This window comes from Rhizobium sp. 10N427, from assembly GCF_056394605.1.
Genome location: NZ_JBFTID010000001.1, coordinates 231,776 through 253,659, shown reverse-complemented (window position 1 = coordinate 253,659; position 21,884 = coordinate 231,776). Strand labels below are relative to the sequence as shown.

The window sequence follows — 21,884 nt, the reverse complement described above, 5'->3', positions numbered from 1 at the left end:
AGGACCATGACTCAGGAAGAAATCGACCAGCTCCGCCGCATCAAGGACGAGATTGCAGACAGTTTCGACGAGGAACTGGAAATGCAGATGGAGGAAGACCGGCTTGACGACCTCGTTGCCGAGAACCTTCCAGGCGGCATCGAAGACGTGTTGGAGCGGAAAACCTATTTCCGCGAACTCTTCCGCCTCCAGCATGAGCTGGTGAAGCTGCAGGACTGGGTGCAGCACAAGAAGCTCAAGGTCGTCGTGCTGTTCGAAGGCCGCGATTCCGCCGGCAAGGGCGGGGCGATCAAGCGCGTCACGCAGCGCCTCAATCCGCGCGTCTGCCGCGTCGTCGCTCTTCCTGCGCCGACCGAGCGCGAGCGGAACCAGTGGTATTTCCAGCGCTATACGCCGCATCTTCCGTCAGCCGGCGAAATGGTGCTGTTCGACCGCAGCTGGTATAACCGTGCCGGCGTCGAGCGCGTCATGGGCTTCTGCACCAAGGACGAGCTGGAAGAATTCTTCCGCTCGGTACCGGAATTCGAGCGCATGCTTGTTCGCTCAGGGATCATTCTCGTCAAATACTGGTTCTCGATCACCGACGAGGAGCAGGAATTCCGCTTCCGCATGCGTATCCAGGATCCGCTGAAGCAGTGGAAGCTGTCGCCGATGGATCTCGAAAGCCGCGTGCACTGGGAAGAATACACCAAGGCCAAGGAGGAGATGCTCGACCGGACCCATATTCCGGAAGCGCCATGGTGGGTGGTCCAGGCCGTCGACAAGAAGCGGGCGCGCCTCAACATGATCGCCCATCTTCTGCAGCATATCCCCTACGCGGATGTGCCGAAGGACAATATCGTCCTGCCGCCGCGCGTGCGCCACGACGACTATTCGCGCATACCGGTTCCGCCTGAGATGTACGTGCCGGAAATCTATTGAATGTGCCTGAGCGGGCGGTCGCACCGCCCGCAGCCGTCATCCTCGGCGCTGTGCCGAGGATCCAACGATCCCCTACGTCAGCCGTTGCAGATGCTCGGGACAAGCCCGAGCATGACGAAGTGAGGGTCAGCCCTTCCTGAACAGTTTCCAGCGCGTCGGCCGGAAGGCGATGTGCTTGCTGTCGAGGACTTCGGTCTGCGACGGCGGAACTTCCAGCTCGATATGCTGGTGCCCCTTGCCGATATCGATTTCGATATGCCTTGTTCCCGCAACGCGGCGGCTGGAGGCGAGCGTGCCGGGGATTCCGCCGCGGTTCGCGTCCAGCAGTTCGATATCGTGCGGGCGGAAATAAAGCTGCGCCTCGCCATCCGGCTCGCCATCTGCCTTCAGGCCGAGCGTCCGGCCCTCGAACAGGATGTCGCCGCCGACGATCTTGACGTTCAAACAGTTCGACTGGCCGACGAAACCGAAGACGAAGGGCGAATTCGGACGGTCGTAGACCTCATCCGGCGTGCCGACCTGCTCGATCGCACCCTGGCTCATGACGACGACGCGGTCTGCCAGCTCCATCGCTTCGTCCTGATCGTGGGTGACGAAGACGGTGGTGTGGCCAGTGCGGTCGTGGATTTCCCGCAGCCACTTGCGCAGATCCTTGCGCACCTGGGCGTCGAGCGCGCCGAACGGCTCGTCGAGCAAAAGCACGTTCGGTTCGACCGCCATGGCGCGGGCGAGCGCCACGCGCTGACGCTGGCCGCCGGAAAGTTGGGCCGGATAGCGCTTTTCGAGGCCTGAGAGCTGCACGAGATCCAGCAATTCGAGCGCCCTCTTGCGGATTTCGGCCTTCGGCGGACGGCGGGCGCCGTCACGCACCTTGAGGCCGAAGGCGACGTTGTCGAGCACCGTCATGTGGCGGAACAAGGCATAGTGCTGGAACACGAAACCGATATTGCGTTCCTGCACCGTCTTCTTCGAAGCATCCTCGTCGCCGAAGAAAACCTTCCCCTCGGTCGGGCTTTCGAGGCCGGCGATCAGGCGAAGGAGTGTCGTCTTGCCGGAACCGGAAGGGCCGAGCAGCGCGATCAGTTCGCCCGAGCGGATATCGAGCGAAACGTCGTGCAGGGCCGGGAACCGGTCGAATTCCTTGCGTATGTTTTGAACGCGTACTTCCATTCTCAATCCTTCAGTGCCGCCGGCTGGCAGCGATTTCCGCGCTGTATCGCATTTCGAGCAGCGTTTTCAAAACAAGAGTCACAAGGGCAAGCAGTGCAAGCAGTGTCGCGACGGCAAAGGCGCCGGTGAAATTATACTCGTTGTAGAGAATTTCCACCTGCAGCGGCATCGTGTTTGTCTGGCCGCGGATATGGCCGGAGACAACGGAGACGGCGCCGAATTCACCCATGGCGCGGGCGTTGCAGAGCAGCACGCCGTAGAGCAGGCCCCACTTGATGTTCGGCAACGTCACGTACCAGAAGGTCTGCCAGCCGCTGGCGCCGAGCGACAGTGCCGCTTCTTCATCGGCCGTTCCCTGTTCCTGCATCAGCGGGATCAGTTCGCGGGCGACGAAGGGGAAGGTAACGAACATCGTGGCCAGGATCAGGCCCGGCACGGCAAACAGGATCTTGATGCTATGCGCATCGAGCCATTTCCCAAGATAGGTGTTGGCCCCAAACAGAAGCACGAAGACAAGACCCGAGATCACCGGCGACACCGAGAAGGGCAGGTCGATCAGCGTCGTCAGAAACGCCTTGCCCTTGAACTCGAACTTGGCGATCGCCCAGGCAGCGGCAACGCCGAAGACGACGTTCAGCGGCACGCTGATGCCGGCGACGATCAGGGTGAGGCGGATCGCCGAGAAGGTTTCTGCATCCTGCAGCGCCTGGAAGAACGGCGGGACGCCCTTGCGGAAGGCTTCGACAAAGACGGCAGCCAGCGGCAGGAACAGGATCAGCAGCAGGAAGACCAGCGACAGCAGGATCAGCGCCCAGCGCGCCAGCCTGCTTTCCGTCACGACGGAGGCAACCTTCGGAGAGGCGGAGACAGTATCAAGCGCCATGTCCGTACCTCCGTCTGCGCCAGCTCTGAATGAGATTGATGACCAGCAGCATGATGAACGAGATGATGAGCATGACGGCCGCAATGCCGGTGGCGGCGGCGTAATTATACTCTTCGAGCTTGATGACGATCAGCAGCGGCGCGATCTCCGATTTGAACGGCAGGTTGCCGGCAATGAAGATGACCGATCCGTATTCGCCGACGCCGCGGGCGAAGGCGAGCGCAAAGCCCGTCAGTACGGCAGGCGCAAGGCCCGGCAGCAGGACGCGGGTGATCGTCTGGAAGCGGTTGGCGCCGAGCGTCGCCGCGGCCTCTTCCACTTCCTTGTCGATCTCCTCCATCACCGGCTGAACCGTACGCACCACGAAGGGCAGGCCCACGAAGATCAGGGCGACGACGATACCGGCCGGTGTGAAGGCGATCTTGATGCCGAGTGGCGCCAGAAACTGGCCGACCCAGCCGTTCGGCGCGTAGAGCGTCGTCAGCGCAATACCGGCAACGGCTGTAGGCAGTGCGAAGGGGAGATCGACCATGGCGTCGATGATGCGCTTGCCGGGGAAGCGGTAGCGCACCAGCACCCAGGCGAGGATGACACCGAAGACGGCATTGATGCAGGCGGCAATGAAGGCGCCGCCGAAGCTGATGCGCAGGGCATTCACAGTGCGCGGATCGAGCGCAATCGACAGGAACTTCTCCCAGCCGAGTTCGCTCGAACGCCATGCGAGCCCCGACAAGGGGATCAGGATCAGAAGGGTGAGCCAGGTCAAGGTTAAGCCGAGCGCCAATCCGAAACCCGGAATGACACTCGGCCGCTTCAACCGCCACCGTGAGGGGCTATGTGCGTTCATGAACTCTATTATTGGGCCGGCTTGTAGATCTGGTCAAATACCCCGCCGTCGCCGAAGAATTTCGGCTGGGCTTCCTTCCATCCACCGAAATCATCGATGGTGGCAAGCGTCAACTTCGGGAAGCGGGCGATATCTGCCGGATCGGCAGCTTCAGGCTTGATCGGGCGGTAGAAGTGCTTGGCAGCGATCTTCTGGCCTTCGTCCGAATAGAGGTAGTTCAGATAGGCTTCGGCAACCTTGCGGGTGCCCTTCTTGTCGACATTGCCGTCGACGATCGCAACCGGCGGGTCGGCACGGATGGAGAAGGCCGGGGTCACGATCTCGAACTGGTCGGGGCCGAGTTCTTCAAGCGAGAGATAGGCTTCGTTTTCCCAGGCGAGCAGAACGTCGCCGAGACCGCGCTGGACGAAGGTGGTGGTCGCTCCGCGTGCGCCGGTATCGAGAACCGGAACGTGCTGCAGAAGCTTGGTCACATAGTCCTGCGCCTTGGCTTCGTCGCCGCCATTTGCCTGCTTGGCCCATGCCCAGGCTGCCAGGAAGTTCCAGCGGGCGCCGCCCGAGGTCTTCGGGTTTGGGGTGATGACCTGGACGTCATCCTTGACGAGATCGGCCCAGTCCTTGATGCCCTTCGGGTTGCCCTTGCGGACTAGGAAGACGATCGTGGAGGTGTAGGGGGTTGAGTTATTCGGGAACTTAGTTTTCCAGTCGGTCGGGATCTTGCCGGTCGCCTTGGCGATCGCATCGATGTCGCCTTCCAGCGCCAGCGTCACGACGTCAGCTTCGAGACCATCGATGACCGAGCGGGCCTGCGCGCCGGAGCCACCATGGGAGGCCTGGATCGTGACCGCTTCACCGGTATCCTTCTGCCACTTGGCAGCGAAGGCGGCATTGAAGTCCTTATACAATTCGCGCGTCGGGTCGTAGGACACGTTGAGAAGCTGCTGATCGGCAAAAGCCGGAGCAACGGCGCCGATGGCAACGCTACCGGCGAAGACCGCAGCGGCGAGAAGCCTTGTGATCCGAGTTGACTGCATGAAAAACCTCCTTCGTTTCTGCAGTAAACTCTATCAACTTGGTCGTATAATGAAACGAACGTTCTTCCGGTTGGAACGTCGCTTTCTGGAATGTCATTTCATTTGCAAGAGGTTTCTGAAACGGACTTACCGGACAAGCCTTTGAACCACTGCCAATTCAATTGCAGAATAGATCGCAGGAATGGTTGTTCAAGGCCTGTCAGCTCCGGGAGTCGGCGATGAAATCGGAATAGAGCTCGTCGGCGCTGCGCGCCTTCCGCATCGATGCCAGCACCCCCTCGGACTGCAGGCGCCTCGCGATCGCCGCCAGCACGTTCAGATATTCGCCGCGATTGTTCTCGCCGAAGAGAAGCATGAAGGCGATATCGGTGGGCACATCGTCGATCGCCTCGAAATCGAGCGGTTGGGCGAAGCGGACCAGAAGGCCACGGGGGCTGGTCATGCCGGGGATCGATGCATGCGGAACGGCGATGCCGTTGCCGATGCCTGTCGAACCCAGGTTTTCGCGGGTTTCGAGCGCCCGGATGATCGCCTGCTCCTCGACGCCGAAGGCCTTTCCGGCCTTTTCCGCCATATTCTGGAGCGCGCGCCATTTCGTCGAGACCGAAACGCCGATAAAGGTGTGTTCCGGCAAGATGATGTCTGCAAGATTCATGTGATTTCCATTTGTCTTCGAAGAAGGCCTGCGGCCGCTCAGTCGGGCTCGCGAAGACGGTAACCGACCCCGGTCTCCGTGGTTATATAGTGCGGCTGATCGGGAACCTGCTCGACCTTTTGACGCAGCTGTCGGACATAGACCCTGAGATACTGCACATCGGCCGCCGGCCCCCAGACCTGTTTCAGCAGGAACTGGTGGGTGAGCACCTTTCCGGCGTGCTGGGCGAGCACGCGCAGGATGTCGTATTCCTTCGGCGACAGCTTGATCTCCCTGCCGTCAACCTTGACGATCCGCTTGACGATGTCGATCGACAGACCGCCGGTCTGGAAGATCGCCTTCTCGCCCTGCTGCTGCAGGCGATGTCGGAGTGCCACGCGGATGCGGGCGCCGAGTTCGGCAATGCCGAACGGCTTGGTGACATAATCATCGGCGCCGGTCTCCAGCGCCTTGACGATACCGGCCTCGTCGGTGCGGCTGGAGAGGATGACGACAGGCATGGTCAGCCCGTCGTCCCGCCACTCTTGCAGCAGGTCGTGCCCCGGCGTATCCGGGAGGCCGAGATCGAGAACGACGAGATCGGGCAGATCATCGACCACCGATTGCCGGGCGGCCAGCGCATTGGCGGCCTCGTGGACTTCGTAGCCCTGTGCTGTCAGTCCGACGCGCAGCAGCTTGCGGATAGGGGGCTCGTCATCGACGACGAGAATTTTGACGGGCGAACCGCTCATTTGAGTTCATCCAGTTTGAGAGTGTCATTGGGTCTGGGAAGCCGGATGGTGAAGACCGCGCCTGGGCGATCCTTCCGGTTTCCTGCCGTGATGGTGCCGCCCATGGCCTCGATGAAGCCGCGGCAGATGGAAAGCCCGAGCCCGGTGCCGGCGCGAACCTGATCGCCCTTGCGGACACGGTAGAAGGTGTCGAAGATGCGGTCGAGATCACCCTCGGGAATGCCGGGGCCTTCATCGGAGACCTCGAGCGCAACGCTGAAAGCGTCGGAGAAGCCGCGGATGCGGATCGTCGATGCTTCCGGCGCGTATTTGGCGGCATTGTCGAGCAGGTTGAACAGCACCTGCTCGAAAAGCACCGGATCGACCTTCACCATCGGCAGGTCTTCGGGAATGCTCATTTCCGTCCTGTGCCCGTCGAGGATCTTGGCGGCGCGGCGCAGTGCGCTTCCGGCAATGTCGCCTGCATAATGCAGCGCATAGTTCGGCTCCATGGCGCCGGATTCGATCTTGGTCATGTCGAGCAGGTTAGCGATGAAGCGGTTGAGACGCTCGGATTCATCGACGACGGTCGACAGGAGATCGTTGCGATCCTCCTCGGTCATCGAGCTCAGATAGTCGCGGAGCGTTCCCGCCGCACCAAGGATCGCCGCGAGCGGGGTTTTCAAGTCATGCGAGATCGAGGTGAGCAGCGCCGAGCGCAGGCGATCGGCTTCCGCCGCGAGCTTGGCGCGGTCGACATCGGCGACGAGCTGGACGCGTTCGATCGCAAGGGCCGCCTGATCCGCCAGCGCATCGAGCAGTCGCTGCTGCTCCGGTGTCAGCAACGGTCCGTCGCGCCGGTCGCTATCGAGGCCGATGACGCCGACGGCGGTGCGGCCGGTGCGTAGCGGCACATAGAGGCGCTTTGCGCCGGGCAACGTATCGGCGCCGCGGCCGGCGGCATGATTGTGCTCCCAGGCCCAGCGGGCGGCGGCGATATCGGCATCATCCAGCGTGTCATCGGGCGGATAACCGGCCTTCACGGCAATGCCCCCATCCTCGGGAAGCAGCAGCACGACGCGGACCTTCAGCATCGAGGCGATCTGGAACGCCGTCGCCCAGAGCACGTCATCCAGCGTGCCGGTTCCGGCGAGCTTCTTGGAGAAGAGGTAGAGATCTTCTGTCGTTCTGGCGCGCTGCCGTGCGGCCGCGGCCTGCCGCTGCACCGTTGCCGTCAGGTTGGAGGCGATGATCGCTACGCCGAGGAAGAAGAAAAGTGCGAGGACGCTCTCGGGGTCGCTGATCGTCAGCGTGTAGCGCGGCGGCAGGAAGAAGAAGTTGAAGGTCAGGGCACTGATGATGCAGGTATAGAGCGCTGGGCGCAGGCCGTGGATGACGGCCGAGGTCAGCACCGCCATCAGAAACACCAGTGCCAGATTGCGGACATCGAGCACCTGATCGAGCACGATGCCTGCGGCAAGCGCCACGACCACATAGCCCGTCGCCAGAATATAGGCGCGGATATCGAAGGCCGTGGCGGCGGAAGCAGCCTTCACACCGCTCTTGGCCGCCGTGTCCTTCTCGCTTCCCGAGATGACGTGGACGCTGATATCGCCAGCCCGGCGGATCAATTGGTCCGTCGCCGAAGGCTGCAGCCATTCCCGCCATGTCGGCTTCTTCGGCGAGCCGATGACGATATGGGTGACGTTGTTGGCGCCGGCATGGCGCAGCAGCTCTTCCGAGACCTCGCGGCCCGGCAGCGTCAACGCCTCGCCGCCGAGCTGTTCGGCCAGCCGCAGCGTCGCGGCAATCGTGTCGCGCTCGCCTTCCGTCAAATTGATCGAGCGATTGGTCTCGATATAGACGGCCGACCAGGGTGCGCGAAGCCGTGCTGCCATCCGCGAGGCGTAGCGGACCAGTGAGGCCGAGCGCGCGTGGTGATCGACGGAAACGAGCACGCGTTCGCCTGCCGCCCAGGGGCCGGAAATGGCGTGTGCCTGCATATGGGTCAGCAGCTGGTCGTCGACGCGCTGGGCAGTCTTTCGCAGTGCCAGTTCGCGCAGCGCCGTCAGGTTGCCGGGCGTGAAATAGTTGGTCAGCGCCCGCTCGGCCGTGCGCGCCACATAGACCTTGCCGTCATGCAGCCGCTTGATCAGGTCGTCGGGCGTCAGGTCGATGATCTCGATGTCGTCGGCAACGTCGATGACCGAGTCCGGCACCGTCTCGCGTACTCGGATGCGGGTGATCTGCGAGACGACATCGTTGAGGCTTTCGACATGCTGGATATTGAGCGTCGTATAGACATCGATGCCGCGATCGAGCAGTTCCCGGACGTCGAGATAGCGCTTCGGATGACGGCTGCCCTGAGCATTGGTATGGGCAAGCTCATCGACCAGCACCAGATCGGGCCTGCGGGCGAGGATCCCGTCGAGGTCCATTTCCTCGAGCGAATGGCCTTTGTAGGCGACCGCGACGCGCGGGATGATCTCGAAACCGGCCAGCAGCGCCTCGGTTTCCTTGCGCCCGTGGGTCTCGACCACGCCGATCACCACATCCAGTCCATCGGCAATTTTGGCACGGCCGGACACCAGCATCTCGTAGGTCTTGCCGACGCCGGGCGCGGCGCCGAGAAAGATCTTCAGACGGCCGCGTGTTTCACGCTCGGCGCGCTCAAGAAGGGCGTCGGGGGATGGCCGTGGATCGGTATCGCGACTGCTATCGGGCATGCGTGGTGGTCTTTCTCTGCGGTCCGCGCAAGCAGCCCTCTCATCCGACCCTTCGGGCCACCTTCTCCCCGAGGGGGAGAAGGTGAAGTGCCGCGTCGTTGCCACTCCTCCTCTCCCCTTGGGGAGAGGGTGGCCGAGCGCAGCGGAGGCCGGGTGAGGGGGCTATTCGCGCTGACATTCAACGCGTCATAGGTGCATCAAGTGCCATGTTCAACGCAAGCACATTGACCACAGGCTCACCCAGGAACCCAAGCTCACGCGCCTCGACGGCGGCATCCACCAGCGCCTTGACCTTCGCCTCGTCGAGACCACGGGCCTTGGCGACGCGGGCGACCTGGAAATAGGCGGCATCGGGGGTGATGTGGGGATCAAGCCCGCTGCCCGAGGCGGTGACGAGGTCGATCGGTACGTCGGCGCCAGGGTTGGTGGCCTTGGCCGCCTCGTAGTCGGTTTTGACGCGGTCGATCAGCTTCTGGCTGGTCGGGCCGAGGTTCGAGCCAGAGGACGAGGCGGCGTTGTAGCCGTCGCCCGCGGCCGACGGGCGGCCGTGGAAATACTTGTCGCTGGTGAAGGCCTGGCCGATCAGCGTCGAGCCGATGACGGTTCCGTCCTTCTCGATCAGGCTGCCGTTCGCCTGCTTGGGGAAGAGGGCCTGGGCCGCACCGGTCATCGCGATGGGGTAGAGCAGGCCGGTGATGGCGGTGGTGGCAACGATCATGACGATTGCCGGACGAAGTTCTTTCAACATTGCATGTGCTCCTTAGGCGAGACCGAGGGCCGTGATGGCCATATCGATCGCCTTGATGCCGATGAACGGGACGACGATGCCGCCGAGACCGTAGATGACGAGGTTGCGGGACAGCAGAGCGCCGGCGCCGATGGCGCGGTATTTCACGCCCTTGAGCGACAGCGGGATCAGCGCCACGATGATCAGCGCATTGAAGATGATCGCCGACATGATGGCGCTCTGCGGCGTGGCGAGGCCCATGATATTCAGCACGCCGAGCTGCGGGTAGAAGGTCAGGAACATCGCCGGGATGATGGCGAAATACTTGGCGATGTCGTTGGCGATCGAGAAGGTCGTCAGCGCGCCGCGGGTCATCAGCAGCTGCTTGCCGATCTCGACGATCTCGATCAGCTTCGTCGGGTCGCTGTCGAGGTCCACCATGTTGCCGGCCTCGCGGGCGGCCACCGTCCCGGTGTTCATGGCGACGCCGACATCGGCCTGGGCAAGCGCCGGGGCGTCGTTAGTGCCGTCGCCGCACATGGCGACGAGCTTGCCCTTGGCCTGTTCCTCGCGGATCAGCGACAGCTTGTTTTCAGGGGTCGCCTGGGCCAGGAAGTCATCGACCCCGGCTTCGGCGGCGATCGCGGCTGCGGTCATCGGGTTGTCGCCGGTGATCATCACGGTGCGGATGCCCATGCGGCGCAGTTCGGAGAAGCGCTCGCGGATGCCGCCTTTGACGATGTCCTTCAGTTGGATGACGCCGAGCAGCTTGCCGTCGCGGGCAACCGCAAGCGGCGTGCCGCCGGCCTTGGCGATCTCGTCGGCAATAGCCTGGAGTTCGCGCACGACATCGGTCTCGGGACGGAGAGCGATCGCAGCATTGCCGTTGGACGGCGCATTGTTGGCGCCGACATAGGTCAGCACGGCTTCGACCGCACCCTTGCGGATCGAAGAGCCGCCGATATCGACACCGCTCATGCGGGTCTGGGCGGTGAAGGGAACGAAGGTCGCCTGCAGGCTGGCCATATCGCGGCCGCGGATCGCATATTTCTCCTTTGCCAGTACGACAATGGAACGGCCTTCAGGTGTCTCGTCGGCGAGCGAAGCGAGCTGCGCCGCATCGGCCAGTTCCTGTTCGGTGACGCCGCGGACCGGGCGGAAGCTCGTGGCCTGACGGTTGCCGAGCGTGATCGTGCCGGTCTTGTCGAGCAGCAGCGTATCGACGTCACCAGCGGCTTCGACGGCGCGGCCGGACATGGCCAGCACGTTGAAGCGGACGAGACGGTCCATGCCGGCAATGCCGATGGCCGAAAGCAGCGCGCCGATCGTGGTCGGGATCAGCGTCACGAAGAGCGCAACCAGCGTGATGATCGGGATCGAGCCGCCGGCATAGGCGGCAAAGCTCGGGATCGTCGCGGTGGCGAGGACGAAAATCAGAGTCATGCCTGCGAGCAGGATATTGAGCGCGATTTCGTTCGGGGTCTTCTGGCGCTCCGCGCCTTCGACGAGCGAGATCATCCGGTCGAGGAAGGTCGAGCCGGCGGCTGCTGTGATGCGGACACGGATGACGTCCGACAGAACCTGCGTGCCGCCTGTGACGGCCGAGCGGTCGCCGCCGGACTCACGGATGACAGGGGCGGATTCACCGGTGATCGCTGCTTCGTTGACCGAGGCGACGCCCTCGACGACTTCGCCGTCGGACGGGATGATGTCGCCGGCCTCGACCAGAACGAGATCGCCGACCTTGAGGCTCGTGCCCGGCACCATGCGGTAGCCGGAGCCGTTATTGGCGGTCAGAAGCTTGGCCTGCGTTTCGGTGCGCGCCTTGCGCAGCGAATCCGCCTGTGCCTTGCCGCGGCCCTCGGCAACGGCTTCGGCGAAGTTGGCAAATAGCACGGTGAACCAGAGCCAGAGATTGATCTGGAACGAGAAACCGAGATTGCCGCCGCCGGTGGCGATATCGCGGATGAAGAGGATGGTGGTCAGCGCCGAGACCGTTGCCACGACGAACATGACCGGATTGCGGGCCAGCGTGCGCGGGTTGAGCTTTTTGAAAGCGGCGCCGACAGCCGGAATGAGGATGCGACTATTCAGGATACTCGCGGATTTTGCCTGGCTCATAAGAGACTCCAGCTTGAAAGAGTGAGGCGGAACCGGCCGGGCCGGTCAGCCATGAAAAAGTCTGAGAACGGCGGCCGCGACGAGCAGGCCAGCCAGCATCAGCAGGATTGCGTCGGTCCCGCGCAGGCCGGGCCTTGCCCCACGCCCCGGCGAACCGTGGCGTGGGTGGATCGATTTGCGGAATGCGTGACGGATGATCATCGGCGTCACCTCAGAACGTCTGCCCTGCGATCATCACCAGGTGCTCGACGACAGGGCCGAGGGCCAGCGCCGGGAAGAAGGTGAGGCCGCCGACGATCAGGATCGTGCCGACGAGCAGGCCGACGAAGAGCGGGCCGTCGGTCGGGAACGTGCCTGCGGAGGCCGGTACCGTCTTCTTGCTGATCAGCGAGCCAGCGATCGCAAGCGCCGGCACGATGACCAGGAAGCGGCCCATCAGCATGCCGATGCCGAGCGTGATGTTGTACCAGGGCGTATTGGCCGTCAGGCCGCCAAAGGCGGAACCATTGTTGGCCGCAGCCGAGGTATAGGCATAGAGGATTTCCGAGAAGCCGTGCGGACCAGCCGTGCCGACCGAGGCGACGGCAGACGGCAGGACGCTGGCGATTGCCGTAAAGACCAGCATGGCGAGTGGCAGGCAGAGGATAGCGAGAACGGCCATCTTCATTTCCTTCGCCTCGATCTTCTTGCCGAGATACTCAGGCGTACGGCCAACCATCAGGCCGGCTACGAAGACGGCGACGATGATGAACAGCACGATGCCGTAGAAGCCCGCGCCGACGCCACCGACGATGACTTCGCCAAGCTGCATGTTGATGAGCGGGATCAGGCCGCCGAGTGCGGTGAACGAGCCGTGCATAGCATTGACCGCGCCGCAGGAGGCCGCCGTGGTGATGACAGCGAAGAGCGAGGACATGGCGACGCCGAAGCGGACTTCCTTGCCTTCCATGTTGCCGCCTGCAAGCCCGAGCTGATGCATCAGCGGGTTGCCCGCGGCTTCCGCCCAATAGGTGATGCCAACGCCCGCGAGGAACAGGATGCCCATCGAGGCGAGGATCGCCCAGCCCTGACGCTGGTTTCCGACCATGCGGCCGAAGACGTTGGTGAAGGCCGCGCCGATCGCGAAGATCGACAGCATCTGGATCATGTTCGAGATGTTGTCGGGGTTTTCGAACGGATGGGCCGAGTTGGCGTTGAAGAAGCCGCCGCCGTTGGTGCCGAGCATCTTGATGGCAAGCTGCGAAGCAACAGGGCCGAGCGCGATCGTCTGCTTGGCGCCTTCGAGCGTCGTCGCATCGACATAGGGGCCGAGCGTCTGCGGCACACCGAGCCAGACATAGACAAGCGTCAGCACGATGCAGGCAGGCAGGAGCACGTAGAGCGTGGCGCGGATCATATCGACCCAGAAATTGCCGATCGCCTTGCCCGAGGCGCGCGAGAAGGCGCGGATCAGGCCGATGGCGATCGCCATGCCGGTTGCGGCAGAAACAAAGTTCTGCACGGTCAGGCCGGCCATCTGCGACAGATAGGACATGGTGCTTTCGCCGCCATAGCTCTGCCAGTTGGTGTTGGCGACGAAGCTGGTGGCGGTGTTGAAGGAGAGCTCCGGCCCGACCGCGGTCATCCCGGCCGGGTTATAGGGCAGGATGTCCTGGAAGCGCAGCAGCAGATAGAGTACCAGCGTGCCGAGCAGGTTGAACATCAGCAGCGAGAACGCATAGGAGGTCCAATGCTGCTCCTCGCGGTCGCTGGTGCCGGCAAGCGCATAAAGTCCCCGTTCCACCGGAACGAGGACGGGGGAGAGCAGCGTGCGCTCTCCGCTGAAGACGCGCGTCATGTAACCGCCGAGCGGTTTGACGAGCGCAATGAGGATCCCGCAGAAGACGAGGATCTGTAGCCATCCGTTGAGGGTCATGGGAGGAAACTTTCGGGTATCCGGCCGGCGCTATCAGAAGCGCTCGGGGCGGATGAGGGCGTAGGTGAGGTAAACGGTGAGGAAAACGGTCACGGCGCCGCTCAGGATATAATCGAGGGTCATCGTCGCTCTCCTTCAGAGCCTGTCGCAGGCGCGGGTATAGGCAAAGCAAAGTCCGAAAAAGACTATCGCGGTGCCCAGTAGAATGATATCCATCATGATCTTGACTCCTGGTGTTCTTGTTGGAGTCAGACAAGACAAGGGCGCCGTTCCCTTGGGATCGGCACCTTTATGCTTTCTGGCGTGGAGATAATCGGTTTGATCTCTCGGGCATTAATATGCGGCCGAAGCGCATTAAGGTTCGAGACGCGCCAGGTGGCGCCAATATAAAAATCTTATAAATGCCTTTATGCACCAAGGTGAGCATTTCGTCGCGCTGTGAGCAAAAGCTGAAATACCGCGATTGAATTTCGCCTGCGGGCGGTTCTATAGTCTGGACCAACGGCGCAGTTGAATCGTAAGCGCCACAGGGAAGGAAACCGCCATGACCAAAGTCCGTGCTCTCGTTCTGGAGCGTCAGCATGAGCTCGCGCTTCGCGACATCGATCTGCCGATGGATACGGGCCCCGGCCAAGTGAAGATCAAGATCCATACGGTCGGCGTCTGCGGTTCGGATGTGCATTATTACACCCACGGCAAGATCGGCCCCTTCGTCGTCAACGAGCCGATGGTGCTCGGCCACGAGGCAGCGGGAACGGTGATCGAGGTCGGCGAGGGCGTCACGCATCTGAAGATCGGCGACCGCGTCTGCATGGAGCCCGGCATTCCCGATCCGAATTCCAAGGCGAGCCGCCTCGGCATGTACAATGTCGATCCGGCCGTGACCTTCTGGGCGACACCGCCCATTCATGGCGTTCTGACAGCCGAGGTCGTTCATCCCGCCAATTACACGTTCAAGCTGCCTGACAATGTCAGCTTTGCCGAGGGCGCGATGGTCGAGCCCTTTGCCGTTGGCATGCAGGCGGCGTCGAAGGCGAAGATTGCGCCTGGCGATACCGCCGTGGTGCTCGGCGCCGGTCCGATCGGCACGATGGTCGCGATCGCTGCCCTTGCCGGCGGCTGCTCGCGTGCCATCGTCGCCGATCTGGCGCAGCCGAAGCTCGATATCGCCGCCCAGTATCAGGGCGTCATTCCGGTCAATATCCGTGAGAAGAGCCTTGCCGAAGAGGTATCGCGGCTGACGGATGGATGGGGCGCCGACGTGATCTTCGAATGCTCCGGTTCGCCGAAGGCATGGGAGACGATCATGCAGCTGCCGCGTCCGGGCGGCGTCATCGTCGCTGTCGGTCTGCCGGTCAATCCGGTTGGTTTCGACGTCTCGACTGCCTCGACCAAGGAAATCCGTATCGAGACCGTGTTCCGCTACGCGCATCAATACGAGCGGTCGATCGCGCTCCTCGGTTCCGGGCGTGTCGATCTCAAGCCACTGATTTCCGAGACCTTTGCCTTCGAGGATTCGATCAAGGCTTTCGATCGCGCCGTTGAAGCGCGCCCGGATGATGTGAAGCTACAGATTGTCCTGTGATCGTACAAATCTCGTATAGGCTGCTTTAGATTAGAAAGATCTAATGCACGTGAGAACAACCAAAGAACGAATCCTGTACGTTTCCGTCAACTATCCCTATTATTAGGGATGGTTCACAAGGCGTATGGCTACGAGTATGAATTCCTCACGTTAGGTTGTTGGATGCCATTGGTAATGCCCGCGCAAGATTCATTAGCAATTATTGATATATGTATCTGAGCGGGGAAATTCATGATGCGCAATTCTCATCTTGCCGACCATCTCGACATCGCCATCAAACTTACCAGGGCCGAGGGTTCAGAGCTCCTGGCCTATCTTCTGCAGATGGCCAAGGAAGAAATCCGCGTCAAACGCAGCATGCCGTCGCATGCGCGAATGGGTACCATCAGGGCAGGCCGACGCGCTCCACGGAATAGGGCGCAAGTCTGATCAGACCCTGTCCACCGCCTGCGGGATAGAAGCTTCCGAGAGCGGCTTCCTGAACACGCGACGTGATGTTGACGAGGCACAGCGACTGCACGCTAGCGTCCTGCACCAGCAATGCCAGAACATCTGACGGCACTGCCGACCGGCATTCGCGCCAGCTGTAGCCGGCCATGCCGGCCAAGGCTTTGACCGTGTTGAAGAGTGGTCGCGGCGAACCGGGTGGTGACGGCTCGCCGTCTCCGGCAATCAGACCGAAAGGTCCCGTCAGCGCCGAAAGCGTCAGACATTCCAGGCCAGCATCGGCCACCTGAATCCCGTAGGCAAAAGCGAAGGCTTCGGCGAAACGGCCATTCTGGCGCGGATCGCTGTTGGCCATCGGAATGCGGGCATGGCCTGGGTTGTCCATCGTCCGGCTGCCATAGGGGTTCTGGCGCATGGGAATGGTGGAAGGGCCGATCCGGTACGGCTTGCTGCCATAGATCGCCCGCACCGAGCGGGTGATGAAAGGCAATGCCTCCAACGTCTGCATGACGCTCAGGTCGTCCGCCGCATGCACGATCGGGTTGGTGCAATGGGTGACGAAATCCAGGTGCCAGGCCGGCACGCGTTTGCGGTTGAGCTCGGTGAAATAGCTGAGCATGCCGCCGCCGAGGCTCACCTCGCCGAATGCGGCACGTGCCGCCGCATAGACTTCTTCCAGCGGCGGGCATTCCGGCCACTTGCTGCCCGGCGGCGTCGATTGGCGATCGACGGAGGGGGAGACGACGATCGCGTCGGGTGAGAAATGTGCCGCCTTCATCAGCGCCGCGATGTCGCGTGCTTCTTCCGCCGGTGACCTGACGCAGGGCAAGGCGATTTCGATCGTCGCCGAGCCCCGATGGCCTCTCGCGATTGCCGCGAAGTCGTCGAGCACCGCGCGTCCATGCCCGGCAAGCGGATCGAAATGAAAGAGCAGGTGCTGCGGCGCGATCTCGTCCAGCATCTCTTTCGCCGCCAATGTGGCGCGCGCTTCCTCGGGTGTCACGACGATGCCGATCGGCGGCATCGTGCCTGACCGGTCGCCCTTCCTGATCTCGACCACACGCTGCGCCGTTTTCGCCGATGCAAAGCCCTTGCGGCGGTCGTCGATCGACAGCACGATGCGCTGGCGCACCGGTTCGCCGGCGCCGATCCTGTAAGGCCAGGGAAGCGCCAGCGGGCGCACGTAGGTCTTATAGGAAGCGTCGGACCAGTTGCGCTGGTCCTCCATTTCGAACGTGTCGCCCTCCATCAGGCATTTTGCCAGGATGCCTTCGGCAACGGCATGCGTGATGGATCGCATATCCTTGAAGGGCTGCCAGGGATCGATCAGGTCGGGGAAGACCGTGTCGGCCACGTGGCCATCGACATCCTCGACCCTGACTGGAGCTCCGGCCACGCCGACGATCGGATGCAGGATGCAGAAGCCGCAACGGTTGGTTTCGAAGCCGGTCGCCGAAAGCGCATCGGCCTCGAATGTCAGTTCGGTTTCCGTGGCGGCAATTCGCACGGCGATGGCGAGCGTGCTTCCATCAGGGCCGACGCAATGGGCGGTATACCGAACGGCAAAGCGGCCATCGCCCTGTTCTACGGTCAGATCGTCGATGCGCGGGCTGTAGGTACCCCAGTCGCGATCGCGCACGAGATAGGAAACGGCCCGCAGCACCTCGATACCATTGTATCTGATCGTTCGCAGATTGCCGTTGGCGAGATCGGCGGAAAGCCGCCCGGCAGAAAGCGTCACCGGCTGCTCTTCGGCCTCGTGCGTACCATAGAGGGCGAAGGTTTCCGATGTCATCCGAGCATCGCCTCGATATCGACAGTCTTGCCGGAGGCCGCACTTTCATAGGCCGCTTCGACAAGCGCGAAAGTCTTCAGGTTATCGGCGCCGGAGGTGGCGGGCTCGCCGCCGTTCCTGAGACGCTCGACCCAGTGTTCCTGGATCGCATAGACGCTTTCCTGGATATTGTGCCAAGGGCGCGACGCCCAGGAGAGCAGCTGCGGCGAAGCATCGGAGACGACGGTGCCAGCCGCGTTGGTGACTTCGAGGCGGTACCCGGATGACAGGCGGATGGTGCCATCGGTGCCGTCGAGTTCGATCAGGGTCTCCGGGAAATTCTCGGTACCGAGCTTCGTTGCATAGCTGACATCGACGACCGAGGTCGCGCCACTTTCGTGATCGAGCAGGATCGTCGCGACGTCCTCGCCCTTGATGTCAGGGTTGACCCGCTTGGTGCGCGCCGTCAGCGTCTTGACGTCGCCGAGAATGAAGCGGGCGATATCGAGCGTGTGGATGCCGAGATCTTCGATGATGAAACGCTCGCCTTCGGCCAGATAGGGCTGGCCCGAGAAGACGTCGTAGCCCGAGCGGAAGGAGAAGCGGCCCCAGAAGGGCGTGCCGATCGCCTTGGCGTCGAGCAGCCGGCGCACCGCCTGGATCGGCGTCTGCCAGCGGAAATTCTCATGCACCATCAGCGGAATGCCGGCCTCGCGGCAGGCCGTCACCATTGCCTTGGCATCCGCCAGCGACAGCGCGAATGGCTTCTGGCAGATGACCGGAACCTTATGCCTGGCCGCCATCTCGACCAGCGGTCGGTGGCTCGGAACGGTCGTTGCGATATCGACGAAATCGAAGCCGCCAGCAGCGAAGAGTTCGGCCGCATCCGCGTAGCGCCGTTCGATGCCGAACTGGTCGCCGACAGCCTTCAGGCGGGCCGGATCGCGGTCGCAGATCGCCACGATCTCAGCGCCCTCGACGTCGCGCCAGGCATGCATCTGGTTGACCGCGAAGAAGCCGCAACCGATCAGAGCACCTTTCAATTCCGTCATTTCAACCTGCCTTTGCCATCTGCATGAGGGTAACGCGCTGCTGCAGGCGGCGCTGTGCCTGGTCGACGACGACGGCGATGATGATGACAAGGCCCTTGATGACCATTTGCCAGAAGGACGATACGCCCATCATCACCAGTCCGTCCGACAGAATGCCGATGACGAACGCGCCGATGATCGTGCCGCCGATCGTGCCGCGGCCGCCCGACATCGAGGTGCCGCCGAGAACGGCTGCCGCAATCGCGTTCAGTTCGAAGCTTTCGCCGGTTGCCGGATGCGCTGCCATCAGTTCGGAGGAGATGACGACCCCGACGATCGCGGCGCACAGACCGGAGAACATGTAGACGAAGATCTTGACTAGATCGACCCGGATGCCGGACATGCGCGCCGCCCGCTCATTGCCGCCGACGGCGAAGATGTGGCGGCCGATCGGCGTGGAGCGCGCCACATAGGCGGCAACGAGCGCCAGCACGATCAGGATCCAGATCGACACCGGCAGGCCGAGGATGCGGCCGGCACCGAAGAAGTCGAAGCCGGTCGTCGCGTATTCCGGGCGGCCGACGAGGTTCGGGAAGGTCTGGCCGTCGGAGGAGAGCAGCGCCAGGCCGCGGGCGATATAGAGCGTGCCGAGCGTCGCGATGAAGGGCGCGACGTTGAGCTTGGTGATCAGCAGCCCGTTGATCAGGCCGATGGCGAGGCCGACGGCAAGCGTGATCAGCACGATCTCGAAGAGATTGAAGAAGATCGTATAGCCGATCGGCAGTTCGATCCCGTAGAGGATCAGGCCACCGGCGACCATGCCGCAGAGGCCGACGATCGAGCCGACCGAGAGGTCGATGCCGCCGGTGATGATGACGAAGGTCATGCCCATGGCGAGAAAGGCGTTGAGCGCCACATGCTTCGACATCAGGATCATGTTCCCCGTCGAGGTGAAGTTCGGCGCGAAGATCGCAAAGAAGATGATGACGGCAAACAGCGCGATGAAGGTTCTGAGCTTCATCAGCGTCAGAAGTGCGGAGCCGTTGGCGCTCTTCGGCGCTGTGGTAGTCGTGGTAGCCGCCGTCATGACGCGAGTTTCCCTGTCTGCTGTCCGTGTCCCTTGGCCGAAGCCGCGATGATGGCATCTTCCGTCGCTTCGCTGCGATCGAAGACGGCGATCAGCCGTCCGTTGCTCAGGACCGCGATGCGATCGGAAAGCGCCATGACCTCTTCGAGGTCAGAAGTCGAAAACAAGATGGCAAGCCCGTTGGCCGCCAGCCGCCGCATGGTGCGGAAGACGTCGGCCTTGGCGCCGACATCGATGCCGCGGCTCGGCTCGTCCATCAGGAGTACTTTCGGATTGGTCATCAGCGCCTTGCCGATGACCACCTTCTGCTGGTTACCGCCCGACATCGAGGTGACCTCAAAATCCGGGTTGGGCGCCTTGATCGAGAGGTCCTTGATGGCTTCGCGGATCGCATTCTTCTCCGCCGATGCGCTGATATGGAAGAAGCGGGCGAAGCGGCCGAGGCTTGCCAGCGTCAGATTGCTGGCGATCGACAGAACCTGCACCAGACCCTCGCGCTGGCGATCCTCAGGGATCAGCGCCAGGCCGCGGCGGATGCGCCGGGTTGTGTCGCGGGCGCGGACTTCCTGGCCGTCGATGAAGATCTTGCCGGTGGAATGCATGTGGCGGCCGATGACGCATTCGAAGAACTCGCTGCGTCCGGCGCCCATCAGGCCATAGATGCCGAGAATTTCGCCCGACTTGACCGAGAGCGAGACGTGATCGACGGCAAGCCCGCCGGTCGGGCGCGGCAGCGAGATATCCTCGGCGCGGAACATTTCGCCACCGAGAGCGTGATTGTCTGCCTTGGCGAAATCCTTGGCATCCGAACCGATCATCGAGCGGACGATCCAGCGGGTGTCGATATCTTTCACCATCGCCTGGCCAGTGATCTGGCCGTCGCGCAGCACGGTGATGTAGTCGCCGATCCGCATCAGCTCTTCGAGACGATGCGAGATATAGACAATCGCCACACCCTGCGCCTTGAGCTCACCGATGACCTTGAAGAGGATTTCGACTTCGGCCGCAGAAAGCGCCGAGGTCGGTTCGTCCATGATCAGGATGCGGGCATCAAGGGACATGGCCTTGGCGATCTCGACCAGCTGCTGCTGGCCGATCGGCAGGTCTTCGACCATGGTTTCGGCGTCGATCCCTGCGTCGAGGCGCTTCAGGAAGCCGTTGGCCTTTTCCACCTGCGCCTTGTGGTCGATACCCAGCACGCCGCGGGTGATCTCGCGGGTGGCGAAGATGTTTTCGGCCACCGTCATGTTGGCGAAGAGGTTGAGTTCCTGGAAGATCATGCCGATGCCGTGCGCCTGCGCATCGGCCGGGCTGTCGAAGGAGACCTGTTTGCCATCGAGAATGATCTTGCCAAGCGTCGGGCGCTCCACGCCGGCGATGATCTTCATCAGCGTCGACTTGCCGGCACCGTTCTCGCCGACGAGAACGTTGACCGCGCCGCGGCGCAGCTCAAGATTGGCGCGCTTGACGGCAACGATGCCCGAATAGACCTTCGAGACATCGTCGAGGCGCAGGATGATATCGTCCTTGGCGGCGTCTTCAGTCATGGCGCCACCGTCAGCTCAGAAGGGGTGACCAGCGGCAGATCGCTCCCCGATGGCAGCGGGAAGGCGCCCACGACTGTGACCGTCTTGCCGGTTATACCGTCACGCGGCACGGCCGACAGGAAAGCGGTGTTGGCCTTCTCGTTGAAGGCCTTGCCGAACTGGGCCCATTCGATCTGGTTCTTGAATTCGTTGAAATTGACGAAGTCGAGCGTGTCGCGCAGCGCCGTGCCGCGCAGGGCCGGGCCGATCTGTACCTTGGCATCCGCCTTGCCGTCGCCATCGGCATCGACGTCGAGCGTTGCGGCGCGCGATTGCGTGTCCGCAGCCACGACCTTGCCGGTGAATTTCACCGCATAGGTCCAGGGCGCGCTCGCCTGCTTTCTCGGATTGCCGTATTTCTCACCTGCCTGATCGGGCCCCGCGGCAACAGCGGCCACGACGTCCTTCAATTCGCCGGCGCGCTTTTGATAATAGGGAACAGCCTGCGACTGCCAGATGGCCTCGACCTTGGCATTCGGATCGAATGCGGTCTTTGCGGCCGCCGCTGCCTTTTCCTCGGCAGTCGGCGTCTTGATGATCTTGCAGCCTGGCAATGCCGCCGCCACGAGAGCGGCGATCAGGGCGCCCCTGATCCTCAACATGCTGTGAACCTCGAATTTCGTGAAATAGGCCGCAGAGGGCGCGGTTTCCCGGACCCTCTGCGG

Annotated in this window: 19 protein-coding genes; 2 read left to right on the top strand and 17 right to left on the bottom strand. The window is 62.5% G+C overall.

From position 1 onward, the window contains the following. Positions 1–6 precede the first annotated feature (6 nt). Positions 7–921, top strand: coding sequence for a polyphosphate kinase 2 (gene ppk2, locus AC1DIJ_RS01070; protein ID WP_112388496.1), 915 nt, complete (start codon positions 7–9; stop codon positions 919–921). A gap of 126 nt (positions 922–1,047) precedes the next feature. On the opposite strand, the gene AC1DIJ_RS01065 is transcribed toward ppk2, so the two are convergent. The 12 genes from AC1DIJ_RS01065 to AC1DIJ_RS01010 form a co-directional block, all read right to left on the bottom strand. After that, entirely contained in the window at positions 1,048–2,091 is a 1,044-nt protein-coding gene (locus AC1DIJ_RS01065) for a sulfate/molybdate ABC transporter ATP-binding protein (protein ID WP_112388495.1), read from the bottom strand. 10 nt (positions 2,092–2,101) lie between these two features. Next, on the bottom strand, positions 2,102–2,974 hold the full coding sequence (gene cysW / locus AC1DIJ_RS01060; RefSeq protein WP_112388494.1) for a sulfate ABC transporter permease subunit CysW: 873 nt from the start codon (positions 2,972–2,974) through the stop codon (positions 2,102–2,104). After that, entirely contained in the window at positions 2,964–3,821 is an 858-nt protein-coding gene (gene cysT, locus AC1DIJ_RS01055) for a sulfate ABC transporter permease subunit CysT (protein ID WP_112388493.1), read from the bottom strand. The genes cysW and cysT overlap by 11 nt, the downstream gene beginning before the upstream one ends. Positions 3,822–3,829: 8 nt before the next feature. Further along, positions 3,830–4,855 (bottom strand): sulfate ABC transporter substrate-binding protein, encoded by a 1,026-nt coding sequence (locus tag AC1DIJ_RS01050; RefSeq protein WP_112388492.1) that lies wholly within the window; start codon positions 4,853–4,855, stop codon positions 3,830–3,832. A 199-nt stretch (positions 4,856–5,054) separates the two neighbouring features. Next, entirely contained in the window at positions 5,055–5,510 is a 456-nt protein-coding gene (locus AC1DIJ_RS01045; RefSeq protein ID WP_112388491.1) for a PTS sugar transporter subunit IIA, read from the bottom strand. 38 nt (positions 5,511–5,548) lie between these two features. Beyond that, positions 5,549–6,241, bottom strand: a complete 693-nt coding sequence (locus AC1DIJ_RS01040; RefSeq protein WP_112388490.1) for a response regulator transcription factor — start codon at positions 6,239–6,241, stop codon at positions 5,549–5,551. Beyond that, on the bottom strand, positions 6,238–8,946 hold the full coding sequence (locus AC1DIJ_RS01035) for a sensor histidine kinase (protein WP_112388489.1): 2,709 nt from the start codon (positions 8,944–8,946) through the stop codon (positions 6,238–6,240). The genes AC1DIJ_RS01040 and AC1DIJ_RS01035 overlap by 4 nt, the downstream gene beginning before the upstream one ends. Positions 8,947–9,124: 178 nt before the next feature. Next, positions 9,125–9,694: a potassium-transporting ATPase subunit KdpC gene (gene kdpC / locus AC1DIJ_RS01030; protein ID WP_112388488.1), complete on the bottom strand. Its 570-nt coding sequence runs from the start codon at positions 9,692–9,694 to the stop codon at positions 9,125–9,127. Positions 9,695–9,706: 12 nt separating this feature from the next. Next, positions 9,707–11,794, bottom strand: a complete 2,088-nt coding sequence (gene kdpB / locus AC1DIJ_RS01025; protein ID WP_112388487.1) for a potassium-transporting ATPase subunit KdpB — start codon at positions 11,792–11,794, stop codon at positions 9,707–9,709. A 45-nt stretch (positions 11,795–11,839) separates the two neighbouring features. Next, positions 11,840–11,995 (bottom strand): hypothetical protein, encoded by a 156-nt coding sequence (locus AC1DIJ_RS01020; RefSeq protein ID WP_310291017.1) that lies wholly within the window; start codon positions 11,993–11,995, stop codon positions 11,840–11,842. A gap of 10 nt (positions 11,996–12,005) precedes the next feature. Then, positions 12,006–13,709: a potassium-transporting ATPase subunit KdpA gene (gene kdpA / locus AC1DIJ_RS01015; RefSeq protein WP_112388486.1), complete on the bottom strand. Its 1,704-nt coding sequence runs from the start codon at positions 13,707–13,709 to the stop codon at positions 12,006–12,008. Between the two features lie 33 nt (positions 13,710–13,742). Then, entirely contained in the window at positions 13,743–13,832 is a 90-nt protein-coding gene (locus AC1DIJ_RS01010) for a K(+)-transporting ATPase subunit F (RefSeq protein WP_016556800.1), read from the bottom strand. A gap of 421 nt (positions 13,833–14,253) precedes the next feature. On the opposite strand from AC1DIJ_RS01010, the gene AC1DIJ_RS01005 reads away from it, so the two are divergent. Next, entirely contained in the window at positions 14,254–15,294 is a 1,041-nt protein-coding gene (locus AC1DIJ_RS01005) for an NAD(P)-dependent alcohol dehydrogenase (protein WP_112388485.1), read from the top strand. Positions 15,295–15,679: 385 nt separating this feature from the next. Here AC1DIJ_RS01005 and apnL read toward each other — a convergent pair whose 3' ends face one another. From apnL to AC1DIJ_RS00980, 5 genes are read right to left on the bottom strand one after another with little or no spacing between them, the layout of a single operon-like run. Next, on the bottom strand, positions 15,680–17,536 hold the full coding sequence (gene apnL, locus AC1DIJ_RS01000) for a D-apionate lactonase (protein WP_112388484.1): 1,857 nt from the start codon (positions 17,534–17,536) through the stop codon (positions 15,680–15,682). Next, positions 17,533–18,567: a Gfo/Idh/MocA family protein gene (locus AC1DIJ_RS00995; RefSeq protein ID WP_112388483.1), complete on the bottom strand. Its 1,035-nt coding sequence runs from the start codon at positions 18,565–18,567 to the stop codon at positions 17,533–17,535. Before AC1DIJ_RS00995 ends, apnL begins: the two co-directional genes overlap by 4 nt. Before the next feature lies 1 nt (position 18,568). After that, the gene (locus tag AC1DIJ_RS00990) at positions 18,569–19,633 is read right to left on the bottom strand and encodes an ABC transporter permease (RefSeq protein WP_112388482.1); all 1,065 of its coding nucleotides are present in this window, start codon (positions 19,631–19,633) and stop codon (positions 18,569–18,571) included. Beyond that, on the bottom strand, positions 19,630–21,180 hold the full coding sequence (locus AC1DIJ_RS00985) for a sugar ABC transporter ATP-binding protein (RefSeq protein WP_112388481.1): 1,551 nt from the start codon (positions 21,178–21,180) through the stop codon (positions 19,630–19,632). The genes AC1DIJ_RS00990 and AC1DIJ_RS00985 overlap by 4 nt, the downstream gene beginning before the upstream one ends. Next, entirely contained in the window at positions 21,177–21,821 is a 645-nt protein-coding gene (locus AC1DIJ_RS00980) for a DUF2291 family protein (protein WP_112388480.1), read from the bottom strand. The genes AC1DIJ_RS00985 and AC1DIJ_RS00980 overlap by 4 nt, the downstream gene beginning before the upstream one ends. Between the last annotated feature and the right edge of the window lie 63 nt (positions 21,822–21,884).